Origin of the sequence: Streptomyces luteoverticillatus (assembly GCF_003970715.1) — a bacterium.
Lineage (GTDB): Bacteria > Actinomycetota > Actinomycetes > Streptomycetales > Streptomycetaceae > Streptomyces > Streptomyces abikoensis.
In genome coordinates this window covers 5,488,948-5,504,137 of sequence record NZ_CP034587.1, presented here as the reverse complement: position 1 = coordinate 5,504,137, position 15,190 = coordinate 5,488,948, and the positions used below count along the sequence as shown (strand labels likewise).

Annotated in this window: 14 protein-coding genes; 3 read left to right on the top strand and 11 right to left on the bottom strand. The window is 73.1% G+C overall.

Going from position 1 to position 15,190, the window contains the following annotated elements; all coding sequences use genetic code 11:
- Nucleotides 1-83 precede the first annotated feature (83 nt).
- The 6 genes from EKH77_RS24600 to EKH77_RS24575 are packed head-to-tail and all read right to left on the bottom strand — an operon-like array spanning nt 84 to nt 5,681.
- Nucleotides 84-1,187, bottom strand: a complete 1,104-nt coding sequence (locus EKH77_RS24600) for a cytochrome P450 family protein (protein ID WP_240667508.1) — start codon at nt 1,185-1,187, stop codon at nt 84-86.
- On the bottom strand, nt 1,184-2,725 hold the full coding sequence (locus EKH77_RS24595; RefSeq protein WP_240667507.1) for a cytochrome P450: 1,542 nt from the start codon (nt 2,723-2,725) through the stop codon (nt 1,184-1,186). Before EKH77_RS24595 ends, EKH77_RS24600 begins: the two co-directional genes overlap by 4 nt.
- Entirely contained in the window at nt 2,722-3,324 is a 603-nt protein-coding gene (locus EKH77_RS24590; protein WP_126916478.1) for a GTP-binding protein, read from the bottom strand. Before EKH77_RS24590 ends, EKH77_RS24595 begins: the two co-directional genes overlap by 4 nt.
- The gene (locus tag EKH77_RS24585) at nt 3,302-3,664 is read right to left on the bottom strand and encodes a DUF742 domain-containing protein (protein WP_126916477.1); all 363 of its coding nucleotides are present in this window, start codon (nt 3,662-3,664) and stop codon (nt 3,302-3,304) included. Before EKH77_RS24585 ends, EKH77_RS24590 begins: the two co-directional genes overlap by 23 nt.
- Entirely contained in the window at nt 3,661-4,092 is a 432-nt protein-coding gene (locus EKH77_RS24580) for a roadblock/LC7 domain-containing protein (protein ID WP_189449684.1), read from the bottom strand. Before EKH77_RS24580 ends, EKH77_RS24585 begins: the two co-directional genes overlap by 4 nt.
- 8 nt (nt 4,093-4,100) lie before the next feature.
- Entirely contained in the window at nt 4,101-5,681 is a 1,581-nt protein-coding gene (locus EKH77_RS24575; protein WP_240667506.1) for an ATP-binding protein, read from the bottom strand.
- Nucleotides 5,682-6,163: 482 nt separating this feature from the next.
- On the opposite strand from EKH77_RS24575, the gene EKH77_RS24570 reads away from it, so the two are divergent.
- Nucleotides 6,164-6,829, top strand: a complete 666-nt coding sequence (locus EKH77_RS24570) for a potassium channel family protein (RefSeq protein ID WP_126916475.1) — start codon at nt 6,164-6,166, stop codon at nt 6,827-6,829.
- Nucleotides 6,829-7,506 (top strand): potassium channel family protein, encoded by a 678-nt coding sequence (locus EKH77_RS24565; RefSeq protein WP_126916474.1) that lies wholly within the window; start codon nt 6,829-6,831, stop codon nt 7,504-7,506. Before EKH77_RS24570 ends, EKH77_RS24565 begins: the two co-directional genes overlap by 1 nt.
- Before the next feature lie 88 nt (nt 7,507-7,594).
- Here the strand turns inward: EKH77_RS24565 and EKH77_RS24560 are convergent, their stop codons facing one another.
- The 4 genes from EKH77_RS24560 to EKH77_RS24545 form a co-directional block, all read right to left on the bottom strand.
- Entirely contained in the window at nt 7,595-8,326 is a 732-nt protein-coding gene (locus EKH77_RS24560; RefSeq protein WP_126916473.1) for a DUF3159 domain-containing protein, read from the bottom strand.
- A 3-nt stretch (nt 8,327-8,329) separates the two neighbouring features.
- On the bottom strand, nt 8,330-8,728 hold the full coding sequence (locus EKH77_RS24555; RefSeq protein WP_126916472.1) for an OB-fold nucleic acid binding domain-containing protein: 399 nt from the start codon (nt 8,726-8,728) through the stop codon (nt 8,330-8,332).
- Between the two features lie 182 nt (nt 8,729-8,910).
- A complete protein-coding gene (locus tag EKH77_RS24550) occupies nt 8,911-9,600 on the bottom strand; it encodes a response regulator (protein WP_126916471.1) in 690 nt (229 codons plus the stop codon).
- Between the two features lie 91 nt (nt 9,601-9,691).
- The gene (locus tag EKH77_RS24545; protein ID WP_126916470.1) at nt 9,692-12,244 is read right to left on the bottom strand and encodes a sensor histidine kinase; all 2,553 of its coding nucleotides are present in this window, start codon (nt 12,242-12,244) and stop codon (nt 9,692-9,694) included.
- A 286-nt stretch (nt 12,245-12,530) separates the two neighbouring features.
- Between EKH77_RS24545 and EKH77_RS24540 the strand changes: the two genes are divergently transcribed.
- Nucleotides 12,531-13,070 (top strand): GNAT family N-acetyltransferase, encoded by a 540-nt coding sequence (locus EKH77_RS24540; RefSeq protein ID WP_126916469.1) that lies wholly within the window; start codon nt 12,531-12,533, stop codon nt 13,068-13,070.
- Nucleotides 13,071-13,120: 50 nt separating this feature from the next.
- Here EKH77_RS24540 and EKH77_RS24535 read toward each other — a convergent pair whose 3' ends face one another.
- Nucleotides 13,121-14,986 (bottom strand): NAD(P)-binding protein, encoded by a 1,866-nt coding sequence (locus EKH77_RS24535; RefSeq protein ID WP_126918264.1) that lies wholly within the window; start codon nt 14,984-14,986, stop codon nt 13,121-13,123.
- Between the last annotated feature and the right edge of the window lie 204 nt (nt 14,987-15,190).

Genomic DNA, 15,190 nt, shown 5'->3' with positions numbered 1-15,190 from the left:
GCCCACCCGCCACCCACCTGGAGTCGATCCTTCGTACGCTACGCGATCACTCCGGGTGGGTAAAGGGCAGTTCAAAATGCGGGCTACGGCCGCAGTCGGACCGGCAGCGCGCGATGGCCGTTGGAGATGAAGGACTCCACCGGAGCGAGCTCCCCCGGTGCCGCCGCCAGCGACATCTCGGGGAAACGGGCGAAGAGGGCGGGCAGTGCGACGGCCGCCTCCAGCCGGGCCAGCGGGGCGCCGAGGCAGAAGTGGACGCCGTGACCGAAGGAGAGGTGCTCCTTGGTGGCACGCATCACATCGAAACGATCGCCGTCGTCGCCGTAGAGGCCGGGGTCGCGGCCGGCGGCGGCGTAGGCGGCGACGATGGCGTCGCCCGCGCGCAGCACCACTCCCCCGTCCAGCTCGATGTCCTCCGCCGCGTAGCGCAGCGGGAGGTTGGCGACGGGCGCCTGGACGCGCAGAGCCTCCTCGATCACGTCGTCCCAGCCGGCCTTGCCGTCGCGGACGAGGGCGAGCTGCTCGGGGTGGGTGAGGAGGAGATGAATGGCGTTGTCGAGGAGGTTGACGGTGGTCTCGTGACCCGCGCCGATCATCAGCAGGAGGGTGTCGACGAGCTCCTGCTCGTTCAGCTTGCCGTCCTCCTCGTCGCGGGCGGAGATCAGCACGCTGGTCATGTCGTCGCCGGGCGTCTCCCGCTTGGCGGCGACGAGGCCGCGCAGCAGCCCGTAGAGCTCGGTGTAGGTGGCGGTGACCTCCTCCGGGTCGGCGGAGGTGTGGAAGATCGAGTCGACGCAGCGGCGCAGGCCCTCCCGGGTGGACTCGTCCTCGACGCCGAAGAGCTCGCAGATGACCTGGATGGGGATGGGATAGGCGTACTCCTCGCGCAGGTCGGCGACCGCGCCGGGCGGGGTGGCGTCGAGGCGGTCGAGGAGGTCCGTCGCCATCCGTTCGATCCGGGGGCGCAGGGCGGCGGTGCGGCGGGCGGTGAAGGCCTTGGCGACGAGGGTGCGCAGCCGTTTGTGGTCACTCCCGTAGGCGGTGAACATGTTGGTCACCGCGACCCAGGTGTAGAGCGGCCACTCCGGGGAGATCTCGCCGTTGATCCAGGCGGGCCAGTGCCGGTTCGGGTCCTTGGAGACCCTCGGGTCGGTCAGCAGCCGCTTGAGCAGCGGCTGGCTGGTCACTGCCCACGCCACCACGCCCCCAGGGAGCTCCACGCGGACCGCTTCCCCGAGGGCGCGGAGGCGGGCGGCCTCGCCGTGGATGTCACGGCCGGCGGGATCGATGGTGACGGGGCATGCGGAGCGGTCCATCGGCGGTCTCCAGGGGTCTCGGCCGGGGTCGGCGCGGACGGCTGAGGGTGGGGGGACATACCGGGGTGTTGCGGGGACATACCGGGGTGCCGTGGCGCCATACCGGGGTGTACGGGCGGGGGCGCCGGCACGGGGACGGGCAACGGCGGGAAGCGCACCGGCAGCGCGGTGAGCGCGCGGTGGAAGGGGCCGGGCCGCCAGACGAGCCGGTCGGCGGGGACGGCCAGCTCCAGGTCCGGGAGTCGGTCCAGCAGCCGCTCGACGGCGGCGGCCGCGATGAGCCGGGCGGGGTCCTTGGCGGGGCAGTGGTGGGGGCCCGCGCTCCAGGCCAGGTGGGCGCGGTTGCCGGCGCGGCTGCCGGCCGGTTGGCCGGTGCGCAGGGCGGGGTCGGTGTTGGCGGCGGCGAAGCTGACCACGACGGGCTCGCCCGCGCGCAGCGGGACGTCGCCGAGGGTGTCGTCGGCCAGGGGGTAGTGGACGGCGTAGTTGGCCATGGGCGGGTCGAGCCAGAGGACCTCGTCGAGGGCGTCGTCGACGGGCAGGCTGCCCCCGGCGAGGTCGCCGGCGAAGCGGTCGTCGGAGAGCAGCAGCCGCAGCGCGTTGGCGATCAGGTTCTGCTGGGGCTCGGTGCCCGCGCCGATCAGGACGACGAGCTGATGGAGCATCTCCTCGTCGCTGAGCCGGGCGGGGTGGGCCATCAGCCAGGAGATCACGTCCGCGCCGGGCTGCCGGCGCTTGAGGGCGATGAGCTCCAGGAGGCTGCTGGTGATCAGGGCGTCGGCGCGCTCGGCCTCGACGCCGTCGAAGATGCCGGAGAAGCCCTCGACGAGCCGGTCGCCGAGCTCGGGCGGGCAGCCGAAGAGCTGCTGGAAGACCAGCAGCGGGAGGGTCTTGGCGTAGCTGCCGAGCAGGTCGGCCTCGCCGAGCGCGGTGAAGCGGTCGATGAGGCTGTCGGCGCTGCGCTCGACGTAGCCGCGCAGGGCGTTGGGGTCGATCCGGGCGAGGCTGTCGTCGACGGCCTGGCGGTAGCGGCGGTGGTGGTCGCCGTCGGAGAACAGGCAGTTGGGCCGGTAGGCCATCATCGGCACCACCGGGTTGTCCGCCTCGACGCGGCCGTCGGCGAGGGCGCGCCAGTGGCGGGCGTCCTTGACGAACCGGCCGGGGCTGCGCAGGACTTCGAGCGCGGCGCGGTAGTCGGTGACGAGCACGGCCCTGACCCGGGGGGCGAGCTCCACCGGCGCGGCGGGTCCGTGCTGCCTAAGCCGCTGGTAGACGGCGTGCGGGTCGGCGGCGAAGTCGGGCCCGTAGAGCGGGGTGTACGTCGCGGGCGGCGCCTGCGGAGGGGGTGCCGTGGGCGGCGCCTGGTGCGCGGGGCACCCGGGGGGTGGTGCGTCCGGGCGGAAGGTCACACGTGCTCCTGGGCGGTGCGGGCGCTGAGGTATTCCACGAGGGTGATCAGGGCGCGGGTCGAGGAGACCCGGTCGCGGGCGTCACAGGTGATCAGCGGGGTCTCCGGGAGCAGGTCGAGGGCCTCGCGGATCTCCTCGTCGGGGTAGGCGGGGGCGCCGTCGAAGTGGTTGACGGCGACCGCGTACGGCAGCCCCAGCTCTTCGAGCAGCCCCATGACCTCGAAGGACTGGTCCAGCCGCCGGGTGTCGGCGAGGACGAGCGCGCCGAGCGCGCCCTGGGTCATGTCCTGCCAGAGCCGGGTGAAGCGCTGCTGGCCGGGCGCGCCGAAGAGATAGAGGACGAGGCTCTCGCTGAGGGTGAGCCGGCCGAAGTCCATGGCGACGGTCGTGGTGGTCTTGCCGTCGATGCCGGCCAGGTCGTCGACGAGCGCGCCGGCCTGGGTCATGGTCTCCTCGGTGCGCAGCGGCCGGATCTCCGACAGCGAGCCGACGAAGGTGGTCTTGCCGACCGCGAAGTGCCCCACGACGAGGATCTTCGCCGCGGTCCGGACGGTACGGGGCAGGTAGACGGCTCCGTCAGAGGCGAGCGCGGAGTCCATCGAGCACCTCCTGGAGGATCTGGGCCTCGGGCAGCTCTGCCGAGGGGATGGGGGCCCGGGTGGAGAGGTGGCCGCTGTCGACGAGATCGCCGAGCAGCACCTTGACGACGCTGACGGGCAGCATCAGATGACCGGCGATCTCGGCGACGGACAGGGCGCCGCCGAGACAGAGCTCCATGAGGGCGTGCTTCTCCGGACTGAGGCCGCCGAGCGGCCGGTCCTCGTGCGCCAGCACCAGGGTGACGAGGTCAAAGGTGTTGCGCGTGGGGTGGGAGCGGCCCTCGGTGACGACGTACGGGCGGACCAGCCCTTTGTCGCGTCGCGGCGCCGGCGGGGTCATGCCTGGCTGCCCGGGCCGCCCTGCCAGGTGTCCATGCCCTGCCGGGGCGGGCTCACCAGTTCCTTGCCGAGCCGGTCGACGGTCTTCTGCATCCGGTAGGTGACGGCTTCCATGTCGACGTTCTCGCTCGCCGAGACGGCGAGGTAGGCGCCGGGGCCGGCGGCGATGAGGAAGACGTAGCCGTGGGCGAACTCGATGAGCGTCTGCCGCCAGGGGCTGTCCTGGTTCCGCGGGTGGGTGCAGAACTCGGTGGTGGAGCGGCTGATGGACTGGAGCCCGGAGAGGGCGGCCGCCTGGCGCTCGGCCTCGTCGCGGTCGATGCCCTGGGAGTGGGCGCGCAGCATGCCGTCGGCGGAGAGCAGGATCGCGTGCCGGGCCTCCGGCATCTTGACGACCTCGTCCAGCATCCAGCCCAGCTCTTTGTTCATGTGGTCGTTCACGCGTGCGGGTTCCCTTCGTCTTCTACGGGGGTGGGGGCGTGGGCGTCGGTCGGCTCACCGACCGCGTCCCGGTCGCCGGGCAGCGGCGGGAAGCGGTGCTCGCCGGTGCGACCGGTGCGGGTGCCGCGGGCGAACGCGCCCATGCGCCGGGCGGTCTCCTCGGCCGAGCGCTCCGGGGGGATGTCGGTGGGCGGCATCGGCGCGGCCGGGCGGGAGTGGCGCTGCTGTCCGGGCGCGGGCTGCCTGCGGCGGCGCTTGGGCAGCCCACCGGCGGTGGAGCCGGTCACGTGCGGTGCTTCGGTCACGTGCGGTGCTTCCGTGGCGTTCGGAATACCAGTGGTGTGCGACGTGCCCGTGGTGTGCGGAGTACCCGTGGTGTGCGGCGTGCCCGTGTCCTCGGCCGGCCGGTCCGCGCCGCCGCCGTACGCGGGCGGCGGCTCCTGCGGGGTGTGGGTGCGCTCCGGGTGACGGGTGCGCGAGCGGGAGGGGCCGCGCGGGGCGGGCACGGTCGGGGTGTGGCGCGGCTCCTCCTCCCGGCCGCGCTCCCGCAGGGGCGTCGTGCCGGGCCCGTCCAGCTCCAGCTGGGTGAGCAGCGCGGAAGGCAGGAACAGGACGGCGCGGACACCGCCGTACGGGGAGCGGGTGTCGACCGAGACGCTGAAGCCGTAGCGCGCGGCGAGCACACCGATCACGGGGTAGCCGAACTGCGGGGGGTCGCCGAGCCGGGAGACGTCCACCGCCCGCCGGCCCGAGAGCATGGCGACGGCTTCCTGGATCTCCCGGCCGTCCATGCCCACGCCCGCGTCGTCGATGACGACGCACGCGCCGTTGTGCACCGGCTGGAGGCTGACCTCGACGGTGGTGTTGGGCTGGGAGTGGCGGGCGGCGTTGTCGAGGAGCTCGGCGACGGCGAGGACGACGGGCTCGACGACCCGGCTGACGACGGCGAGCTCGTTCTGGCCGCTGTGCACCCGGACGCGGCGGTAGTCGCGGATCCGGGAGGTGGCGCCCCGGACGACGTCCGTCAGCGGGGAGGCGACGCGCTGCCGGCCGGGCCAGGAGCCGCAGAGCACGGCGATGGCCTGGGCGCGCCGGCCGAACTGGGCGTTGGCGTGGTCGATCTCCAGCAGGTCGCGCAGGACGTCGGGGTTGTCGTGTCGCTCCTGCATGTCCGAGATGGCCAGCTGCTGTTCGTGCGCCAGGCCCTGGAGGGCGCGCATGGACGCCTTGAGCGCGGCCTTCGCGGACTGGTCCGCCCGGCTCTGCGCCTTCTCCACGGCCTGGGCGAAGAGGTCCATCACATCCTGGAGGCGCTGCGCGAAGAGGGTGCCGGCGAGCCGCGCGTCGAGCGGCCCGGGCAGCGGCACCTCCTGGCTGACGGCGTCCGCGACGGCGGGCAGCCGGACACCGACCAGATGCCCGATCTCCTCGTCACGTGCCTGGACGCTCTCCTCCAGCTGGGCGACACGCCTGCGCAGTCCGGCGGTGATCGAGCGCTGACGGGTCAGCAGCACCGCGACCGCGGCCACCGCGACGACCAGACACCAGATCACCACCTGGGATATGTGATCAGACATCAATTCCTCTTGGCCGAAGGGAGCTTGCGGTCGGAGGGACAGGTCGGTAGCACCCTGACGTCCCGTCCAGAAGCGGAATACGCGGATCATCCTAACCGCGTACATGACCATGCGTCCGATCTTCGTCACGAGTCCCGAACATGCTTGCGCATGCCTTTCGTCCCTTCAAGGGAATGGGGTTCACGTCACCCCGATTCGGGGGTGCCGGGAGGGGTACGGGAACCCCCGCCGCACCCTCCCCCGGGGTAGCGGCACCGAGGGCCCCGGCCCCCGTGCCGCCCCCGGTCGGAGGTCCTGGCGCCCGGTCCTCCGGGGGTTGCGGATACGGTGGTGGCATGCGCTCGGTGCGGACAAAACTCCCATCGGGCACATCGCGTCGTACCCTCGGGCCCTCGCCCGTCGGGCCGTGAGTCGAGGAAGAAAGTTGTGAGCAGGGTGTTGGTGCAGGTCAGCGCGGTAGTCCGGAGCTTGGGGCAGGCGTAATGCACATCGTGATCATGGGGTGCGGGCGAGTGGGCTCGGCCCTCGCGCAGACCCTTGAGCAGCAGGGCCACACGGTCGCCGTGATCGACCAGGACCCGACGGCCTTCCGCCGTCTGGGCTCCGGGTTCGGCGGGCGCCGGGTGACCGGCGTCGGCTTCGACCAGGACACGCTGCGCGAGGCGGGTATCGAGGAGGCCGGCGCCTTCGCCGCCGTGAGCAGCGGCGACAACTCCAACATCATCGCGGCCCGGGTGGCCCGGGAGATGTTCGGCGTCGAGAACGTGGCGGCCCGGATCTACGACCCCCGCCGCGCCGAGGTCTACCAGCGGCTCGGCATCCCGACCGTGGCCACCGTGCGGTGGACCGCCGACCAGATGCTGCGGCGGCTGCTGCCGTCCGGCGCGGAGCCGCTGTGGCGCGACCCCAGCGGTGGCGTGCAGCTCGCCGAGGTGCCCATCTCCGAGGAGTGGGTCGGCCACAAGGTCAGCGTCCTCCAGGAGGAGACCGGGGTGCGCGTGGCGTTCCTCACCCGACTGGGCGAGGCGATGCTGCCGACGTCCTCCACGGTGCTGCAGGAGGGCGATCTGGTGCACGTGATGATGCGCAGCGACGAGGTCGAGAAGGTCGAAGCGGCGTTCTCCGCAGGGCCTGAGGAGGCGCACTGATGAGGGTCGCTATTGCTGGTGCCGGGGCCGTCGGCCGTTCCATCGCGGGCGAGCTGCTGGAGAACGGGCACGAGGTCCTGCTGATCGACAAGGCTCCCTCGGCCATCTCGGTGGAGCGGGTGCCGCTCGCCGAGTGGCTGCTGGCCGACGCCTGCGAGATCACCTCGCTCGACGAGGCGGCGCTCCAGCGCTGCAACGTGGTCATCGCCGCGACCGGTGACGACAAGGTCAACCTGGTCGTCTCGCTGCTCGCCAAGACCGAGTACGGGGTGCCCCGGGTCGTGGCCCGGGTGAACAACCCCAAGAACGAGTGGCTCTTCAACGAGGCCTGGGGCGTGGACGTCGCCGTCTCCACCCCGCGTCTGATGTCGGCGCTGGTCGAGGAGGCCGTGAGCGTCGGCGACCTGGTGCGGCTGCTGCGCTTCAGCCAGGGCGACGCCAACCTCGTCGAGCTCACCCTGCCGCCGGAGTCGGCCCTGGCCGGCACCCGCGTCGGCGACGTGGACTGGCCGGAGGACACCTCGCTGGTCACCATCATCCGCGGCAACCGCGTGCTCACCCCCAACCGGGAGGACGCGCTGGAGGTCGGCGACGAGCTGCTGTTCGTGGCCGCCCCTGCCCGCGAGGAGCAGCTGGAGGACCTGCTGTCGGTGCGCCGCGAGAGCGCTGCCGACTGAGTCCGGTACGTACATACGCGGAGGGCCCCCGGGAATCGTCCCGGGGGCCCTCCGCGTTCGTCGGCGTCGTACGGGCCGGTACGGCCGCTCAGCGCGCCGTCGCCTCCGCCTCGCGCTCCGCGCGCTCGGCCGCCTCCATCTCCGCGAAGACGTCGATCGGCGGCGGGGCCTTGGAGAGGAAGATCCAGGTCAGGTAGACCGACAGCAGCATCGGCGGGATGCCGAGGGCCACCTTCACCCAGCCCAGCTGAGTGACGTCACCCCACCAGTAGAGGGGGAAGAGGATCGCCGACTTGGCGAGCAGGATCAGCCCCCAGGCCCAGCTGGCCTTGGTGTAGGCGACCTTCCGGCCGGGGTTGCGGGTGCGCCAGGAGAGGTTCTCCTTGAACACCGGGCCCAGGATCAGGCCCATCAGCGGATAGCCGGCCAGGGCCGAGACGATGTAGCCCACCGCCAGGCCCAGGGTGTAGAGCATGCCCGGCAGGTAGAAGTTCTTGGCGTCGCCGGACATCATCGCGAAGACCGCGCCGAAGGCCACGCCGAAGACACCGCTGAAGGCGTGCTTGAGGGTGTCCTTGCGGACCAGGCGGGCGATGCCCAGGAGGAGCGAGAGGCCCAGCGCGGCGATGGCCGCGATGTGGATGTCCCGCTTGACCGTGTATATCGCGACGAAGACCAGGCCGGGGACGGTGGTCTCCACCATGCCGCGCACGCCGCCGAAGGCCTCGAAGAGGGCGGCCTCGGTGGCCGCCCTCGAGTCGGCGCCCCGCGCGTCCCGCGTCGCTTCCTGCTGATCCGTCGGCTTGTCGAAGGACGGCAACGGCTACTCCTGTCCGAGCGGTCGGAGTTCGTATCGGGGATTGAACAGCACCCTCCGGCCGCGGCTCATGGAGATCCGCCCGGAGGCGATCAGCTTACGGCCGGGCTCTATGCCCGCGATGGACCGACGGCCGAGCCAGACCACGTCGAGCGCGGCCGAGCCGTCGAACAGCTCCGCCTCCAGGGCGGGCACTCCGGCGCGGGGCCGGAGGGTGACCGTCCGCAGGGTGCCGGTGACCTTGACGATGGCACGGTCGTCGCAGTCGCAGATGCGGGTGCAGCCCGTGGCCTCCGTGTCCTGCTGAAGCTCGGCGTGATGGAGCTCCTCCTGGGAGGACGACAGCCGGTCGAGCATCCGGCGGAAACGGCCGGTCGGCTTCTCGGGACGGGGTACGGCACTCATGTCCCCAGCGTACCGGGGGCCCACACGATCGGGATCAGCCCCGACGGCCCCGGCGCGGCCCCAGACCCCCGGCCGGAGGCCCCCCTCACCCCTCGAACCGGTACCCCATCCCCGGCTCGGTGATGCCGCATCCCCCGGGGGCAACCCCCGGACCCCCGGCCGGAGCGCCCCCTCGCCTCCCCTCACCCCTCGAACCGGTAGCCCATCCCCGGCTCGGTGATGAAGTGCTTCGGGTGCGAGGGGTCGAGTTCCAGCTTGCGGCGGAGCTGGGCCATGTACACCCGGAGGTAGTTCGTCTCCGTGCCGTACGACGGCCCCCAGACCTCCTGGAGCAGCTGCTTCTGGCTGACGAGACGGCCCGTATTGCGTACCAGCACCTCCAGCAGGTGCCACTCCGTCGGCGTGAGGCGTACGTCCTTACCGCCGCGGTTGACCTTCTTCGCCGCGAGGTCGACCGTGAAGCCCTCGGTCTCGACGATCGCGTCGTCGCCCGCCGCCGACACGCCCGTCGGCTCGGCACGCCGCACGGCGGCCCGCAGCCGGGCCAGGAGCTCGTCCATGCCGAACGGCTTGGTGACGTAGTCGTCGGCGCCCGCGTCGAGCGCCTCGACCTTCTCGTCGGAGGTCTGGCGGGCGGAGAGGACGAGGATCGGCACCCGGGTCCAGCCGCGCAGGCCCTTGATGACCTCGACGCCGTCCATGTCGGGCAGGCCGAGGTCGAGGATGACCACGTCGGGGTGGCGCGCGGCGGCGAGCTGCAGCGCGGTGGCGCCGTCGGGCGCGGCGTCGACCTCGTACTTCCGCGCCTTGAGGTTGATCACGAGCGCGCGGACGATCTGCGGCTCGTCATCCACCACGAGCACCCGGTTCATGCTGAACCACCTCTGCTGTTCGTGCGGGCCCCGCCAAGGGGTCCCGGGATTCCGTCGGGGTTGCTGCGGGGGCCGCTCGCCGGCCCGGGCCTCACGAGGTGGCCTGGGCCGGGAGGTCCGGCCGTACGGGCGGCCGGCCGGCGGCCGCCCGCAGGGTCAGGACCATGGTCATCCCGCCGCCGGGGGTGTCCTCGGCGGCCAGCGTGCCGCCCATGGCCTCGGCGAAGCCGCGGGCGACCGCGAGGCCGAGGCCGACGCCGGCGCCGCGCGGCGCGTCGCCGTAGCGCTGGAAGGGCTCGAAGATGCGGTCCTTGGCGCTGTCCGGGACGCCGGGCCCCTGGTCGGCGACCCGGACCTCGACCCGGTCGCCCAGGGCGCTGGCGGACACCAGGGCCCTGGAGCCGTCGGGGCTGTACTTGACCGCGTTCTCCACGACGTTCGCCACGGCGCGCTCCAGCAGACCGGGGTCGACGGCCACCATCGGCAGCGTCTCGGGGATGTCGAGGACGACGCTGCCCTCGGGAACGCCGCCCAGCGCCATCGGGACGACCTCGTCGAGGTCGATCTCCCGGATCAGCGGGGTGACGGTGCCGGTCTGGAGGCGGGACATGTCGAGGAGGTTGCCGACGAGGTGGTCGAGCCGGTCGGCGCCGTGCTCGATGCCGGCCAGCAGCTCGGCCTCGTCCTCCTCCGACCAGGCGACGTCGTCGGAGCGCAGCGAGGTGACCGAGGCCTTGATGCCGGCCAGCGGGGTCCGCAGGTCGTGGCTGACGGCGGCCAGCAGGGCGGTGCGGATGCGGTTGCCCTCGGCGAGCGCGCGGGCCTCCTCCGCCCGGTCCACCAGCCGCTGCCGGTCCAGGACGACCGCGGCCTGCGCGGCGAAGGCGGCCAGCACCCGGCGGTCCTCGGCGGGCAGCACCCGGCCGGAGAGCGCGAGGGACATGTTGTCGCCGACGGGCATGTCGACGTCCGCGTCCTCGGGGCGCAGCAGGGGCTTGCCGTTGGTGGTGACGACGCTGCTGGCACAGGTCCAGGGGTCGACCTCGCTGGCGCGCTCCAGCAGCGCCACCGACTCCATGCCGAAGGTCTCGCGGACCCGCTCCAGCAGGGCGTCCAGGCTCGTCTCGCCGCGCAGGACGCTGCCGGCGAGGAAGGAGAGGATCTCCGACTCCGCGCGCAGCCGCGCGGCCTGGTGGGTGCGGCGGGCCGCGACGTCGACGACGGAGGCCACGGAGACCGCGACGAAGACGAAGGTCGCGATCGCGATGATGTTCTTGGTGTCGGTGATCGTCCACCGGTGGACGGGTTCGACGAAGTAGTAGTTGAGCAGCAGCGAGCCGAAGGCCGCCGACGCCAGGGCCGGGAACATGCCGCCCAGCAGGGCCGCGCCGACCGTCACGCACAGGAACAGCAGCATGTCGTTGGCGAGCCCGAGATCCGGGAGGACCAGGGTCAGCAACAGGCTGAGCAGCGCCGCGCCGCCCACACCGACCAGCCAGCCGGCCACGATGCGGCCCCGGCCGAGCCGGGCGCCGCGGGAGACGGGCAGGCCGCGGCCCTTGGCGACCTCGCCGTGGGTGACGATGTGGACGTCGAGGTCGGGGCCGGAGTCCCGGGCGACGATCGCGCCCACACCGGGTCCGAAGACGTACTGCCAGGTCTTGCGGCGGCTGGAGCCGAGCACGATCTGGGTGGCGTTCACCCCGCGCGCGAACTCCAGCAGCGAGGCGGGGACGTCGTCCCCTATGACGTGGTGGAACGTGCCGCCCAGGTCCTCGACGAGGGTGCGCTGGACCGCCAGCTCCTTCGGGGAGGCCGAGGTCAGCCCGTCGCTGCGGGCGATGTACACCGCGAGGATCTCGCTGCCCGAGCCCTTGGCGGCCATGCGGGCGGCGCGGCGGATGAGCGTACGGCCCTCGGGGCCGCCGGTGAGGCCGACGACGATGCGCTCGCGGGCGTGCCAGATGGTGGAGACGTCGTGCTCGGTGCGGTACTGCCGCAGGTACTCGTCGACCCGGTCGGCCGTCCACAGCAGGGCCAGCTCGCGCAGGGCGGTCAGGTTGCCGGGGCGGAAGTAGTTGGAGAGGGCCGCGTCGACCTTGTCGGGCTTGTAGATGTTGCCGTGCGCCATGCGGCGGCGCAGGGCCTGCGGCGACATGTCGACCAGCTCTATCTGGCCCGCGCGGCGCACGACCTCGTCGGGGACGGTCTCGCGCTGGCGGACGCCCGTTATCGACTCGACCACGTCGCCCAGCGACTCCAGGTGCTGGATGTTGACGGTGGAGACCACGTCGATGCCGGCCTGGAGCAGTTCCTCGACGTCCTGCCAGCGCTTGGTGTTGCGGGAGCCGGGGACGTTGGTGTGGGCGAGCTCGTCGACGAGGGCGACGGCCGGGCGGCGGGCGAGGATCGCGTCCACGTCCATCTCGGTGAAGCGCGAGTCCCGGTAGACGAGCTCCCGCCGGGGCACCTCCTCCAGGCCGTGGAGCATGACCTCGGTGCGCGGGCGGCCGTGGTGCTCCACGAAGCCGACCACGACGTCCGTGCCGCGCTCCACCCGGCGGTGCGCCTCGGAGAGCATGGCGTAGGTCTTGCCGACGCCCGGTGCCGCGCCGAGGTAGATCCGGAGGTTGCCGCGTCCCATGGCCCCTATTGTCTTTCACGAGTCGCGGCGGTGTGCTGCTGTTGCGTGGCTGCCGCGTATCCCCGACCTTACGGCCAGAGTTTTGGACATTTCGGGCGGCAGCCGGTCGGGCGGCAGGTATTGACGCAGTCCTGACGCGTCCGGCCGAAACCGTCCGTCCGCAGGTCGGAGGCGCGGCGGCGGCCGGGGAGGCGGAAAACGCCCTGCGGCGCACCGGGTGCCCCGGCGACAATGACGCGGCCGGGGATCCGGCACCGTCATCCGCCGACGCGAGGAGGCCGTCACCATGCCCGAGCCGCGCACCGCGCACACCTCCGATCTCACCGCCGCCGAACTGGCCGCGATCCGCGCCCTGCTGGACGACTCCTTCGAGGGCGACTTCTCGGACGACGACTGGGACCACACGCTGTGCGGCATCCACGCCACGGTGTGGGAGGACGACGCCCTCCTCGCCCACGGCGCCCTGGTCCAGCGCCGTCTGCTGCACGGCGGCCGCGCGCTGCGCACGGGCTATGTCGAGGCCGTGGCCGTGCGCGCGGACCGCCGCCGCGAGGGCCTCGCGTCGGCGGTGATGGGGGCGCTGGAAGGGGTGCTGCTGCGGGGCGGGTACGAGCTGGGCGGCCTCGGCGCCTGGGAGGGGGCGGCCGCCCTGTACACAGGCCGGGGCTGGCGCCGGTGGCGGGGTCCGCTGTCGGTGCTGGCCCCGTCGGGGATGCGGCGCATCCCGGAGGAGGCCGGGAACGTCTACGTCTTTCCGGTGGGCGCGCCGGGGCCGGACCTGGACGGGGAGCTCGTCTGCGACTGGCGGCCGGGCGACGTGTGGTGAACGGGCGGGTCGGGGCGGGCGGGCACGGGGGCGTGTGGTGAGCCGGTGGGTCAGCCGGTCCGGCCGCCGCTCGTGTCCGTACGGGAGTGGGGGCGGCGGTCCAGCAGCTCCGCCAGGCCCTCCCGGGTCGCGGCCACGATCACCCGGTCGCCGGGGGCCAGGACGTGCCCGGGCGGCGGGTCCCAGCGCGGCGTCGCCGCCGGGCCGCCCAGGGCGAGGACCCGCCAGGCGCCGGGGCTGAACGCCTCCCCCGCCGTACGCCCCTGGAGCGCGGCGTGGCCCTCGACCTCCACGGCGGCGATGAGGACGACCTTCCGCTCGACGGGGACCGCTCCCAGGATCTGACGGCCCATCATCGCGCCCGCGAAGGCCGGGGCCACCAGCGAGGAGACGCTGCGGCTGCGGGTGAGGGCCTGGGGGTGGGAGTCGCGCAGGGTGCGGTAGACCGCGCCGGCGAAACGGTCGTCGTACAGCCGCATGACCACTCGAAGGTCGGGTTTGACGCCTCGCGCGTACAGAACGGCTTCCAGGTTCGTGATGTCGCTACTGGTGAGCGCCAGCAGGGTACGGCTGTCGGCGATCTTGGCCGCCTCCAGGACGCCGTCCTCCGTGATGTCGCCGATGACCGTGGGGACCCGCAGCGAGCGGGCCAGGGCGACGCCCCGGGCCTGCGGGTCGCGCTCCACACAGACCACCGGGATGCCGAGCTCCCGCAGCCGGGCCAGCACCCGCGCCCCGATCTTGCCGAGCCCCAGCAGCACCACGTGCCCGGACAGCCCGCGCGGCGGCCGCGGCAGCGCCGAGGCGGACCGGAACGTACCGAGGCCCTCCAGGGCCGCCGCCACCAGCAGCGGCAGCAGCAACAGCCCCAGCAGCCCGGACAGCAACTGGAGGATCTGCCGTCCCATGGGTTGCCCGATGGCCGGATCGTTGATGGCGAAGAGGTCCAGCAGGGACAGATACGCCGCGTGCACCGGCGCGTCCCCCGTCACCAGCCACGACGCGACCGCCAGCCCGCACACGGCCGCCGCCAGCCCCACCAGCGCCCAGCGCAGCCGCCGGGAGAAGAACGACCCCAGCGGCAGACTGCGCGCCGCCGCGAACCGCGAGGACGGCGGTGGCGGCGGCGCCGCGAACCGTACGGTCTCCAGCACGACCCTCCCCCGCCGCCCGGCCCGCGCCACCTGCCGCTCGTCGGGCAGCAGCACCGGCCCGTCGCCGTCCGAGAGCAGGGCGAGGGTGACCGTCCCGGGCCCCGCGTCGTCCCCCTCCGGCCCCGGGGCGGGCGCGGGCCGTTCCACGGCGCGCAGCATCAGGTCCCCCGCCTCGATGGCCTTGCTGGTGCCCGTCACGGCGGCGGCCACCAGCGCCGGGGCGGCGGTGTCCGCGTCGGAGAGCACCGTGGTGGTCCCGGCGTCCGCGTCGCCCACCAGGGCGGCCTGGTCGAGGAGCTCCTCCAGGTACTGGCCGAGGCGGCGGTTGTAGAGCCGGATGACCAGCCGCAGCCGGGGGTTGAGCCGCCGGGCGCGCATCGCGGCGTTGACGTTCGTCTCGTCGTCCTCGTAGACGAGCGCCAGCGCGACGGCCCGTTCGACACCGGCCTGCGTCAGCGCCTCGTCGTCCGGCTCGGCCGCCTCGACGACCCGTACCGGCCCACCGGGCGAACCATTCTGGCTGGACGAAGAGTTGGGGCCGGACGAACCGCCGGTGCCGGACGCGCCGTTGGGGCCGTTCGGACCCCGCCCGACCGCGCCCGTCACCCGCCCGAAGAGCGCGGCGGCCCGCCCCGCCACCGCCACGGGGCGACGCCGGTCCTCACCGGCGGGCGGCAGCACCAGGACGACCCGCTCGCCGTGCACACCCGACAACTCCGCCGTGAGCCGGTGCGCCAGGCCGTCGTCACCGCACACGACCATGTGCGGGGCGGACGAGGCGACATGGGACTGCTGAGGTAAGGAGGCCACGCCCCTACAGTGCCCTGCCGCGGCCCCGAACGCCGCGCCATTTGCCGGCGACGCGCCAGGGAGTACGCGACGACGCCCGGCCCCCCGGTCACCGCCGCACGCGCGGGGTGTCCGGGGGGCCGGTCCATCGGTGTCGGACGTGGCTCTCGCGAAAGG

Excerpts from the sequence above, each read along its gene's own strand:
- EKH77_RS24590 (WP_126916478.1), bottom strand. The coding sequence starts at position 3,324 with ATGGACTCCGCGCTCGCCTCTGACGGAGCCGTCTACCTGCCCCGTACC.
- EKH77_RS24580 (WP_189449684.1), bottom strand. The coding sequence starts at position 4,092 with ATGAACAAAGAGCTGGGCTGGATGCTGGACGAGGTCGTCAAGATGCCG.
- EKH77_RS24570 (WP_126916475.1), top strand. The coding sequence starts at position 6,164 with ATGCACATCGTGATCATGGGGTGCGGGCGAGTGGGCTCGGCCCTCGCG.
- EKH77_RS24575 (WP_240667506.1), bottom strand. The coding sequence starts at position 5,681 with ATGTCTGATCACATATCCCAGGTGGTGATCTGGTGTCTGGTCGTCGCG.
- EKH77_RS24545 (WP_126916470.1), bottom strand. The coding sequence starts at position 12,244 with ATGGGACGCGGCAACCTCCGGATCTACCTCGGCGCGGCACCGGGCGTC.
- EKH77_RS24585 (WP_126916477.1), bottom strand. The coding sequence starts at position 3,664 with ATGACCCCGCCGGCGCCGCGACGCGACAAAGGGCTGGTCCGCCCGTAC.
- EKH77_RS24540 (WP_126916469.1), top strand. The coding sequence starts at position 12,531 with ATGCCCGAGCCGCGCACCGCGCACACCTCCGATCTCACCGCCGCCGAA.
- EKH77_RS24565 (WP_126916474.1), top strand. The coding sequence starts at position 6,829 with ATGAGGGTCGCTATTGCTGGTGCCGGGGCCGTCGGCCGTTCCATCGCG.
- EKH77_RS24555 (WP_126916472.1), bottom strand. The coding sequence starts at position 8,728 with ATGAGTGCCGTACCCCGTCCCGAGAAGCCGACCGGCCGTTTCCGCCGG.
- EKH77_RS24550 (WP_126916471.1), bottom strand. The coding sequence starts at position 9,600 with ATGAACCGGGTGCTCGTGGTGGATGACGAGCCGCAGATCGTCCGCGCG.
- EKH77_RS24535 (WP_126918264.1), bottom strand. The coding sequence starts at position 14,986 with ATGGTCGTGTGCGGTGACGACGGCCTGGCGCACCGGCTCACGGCGGAG.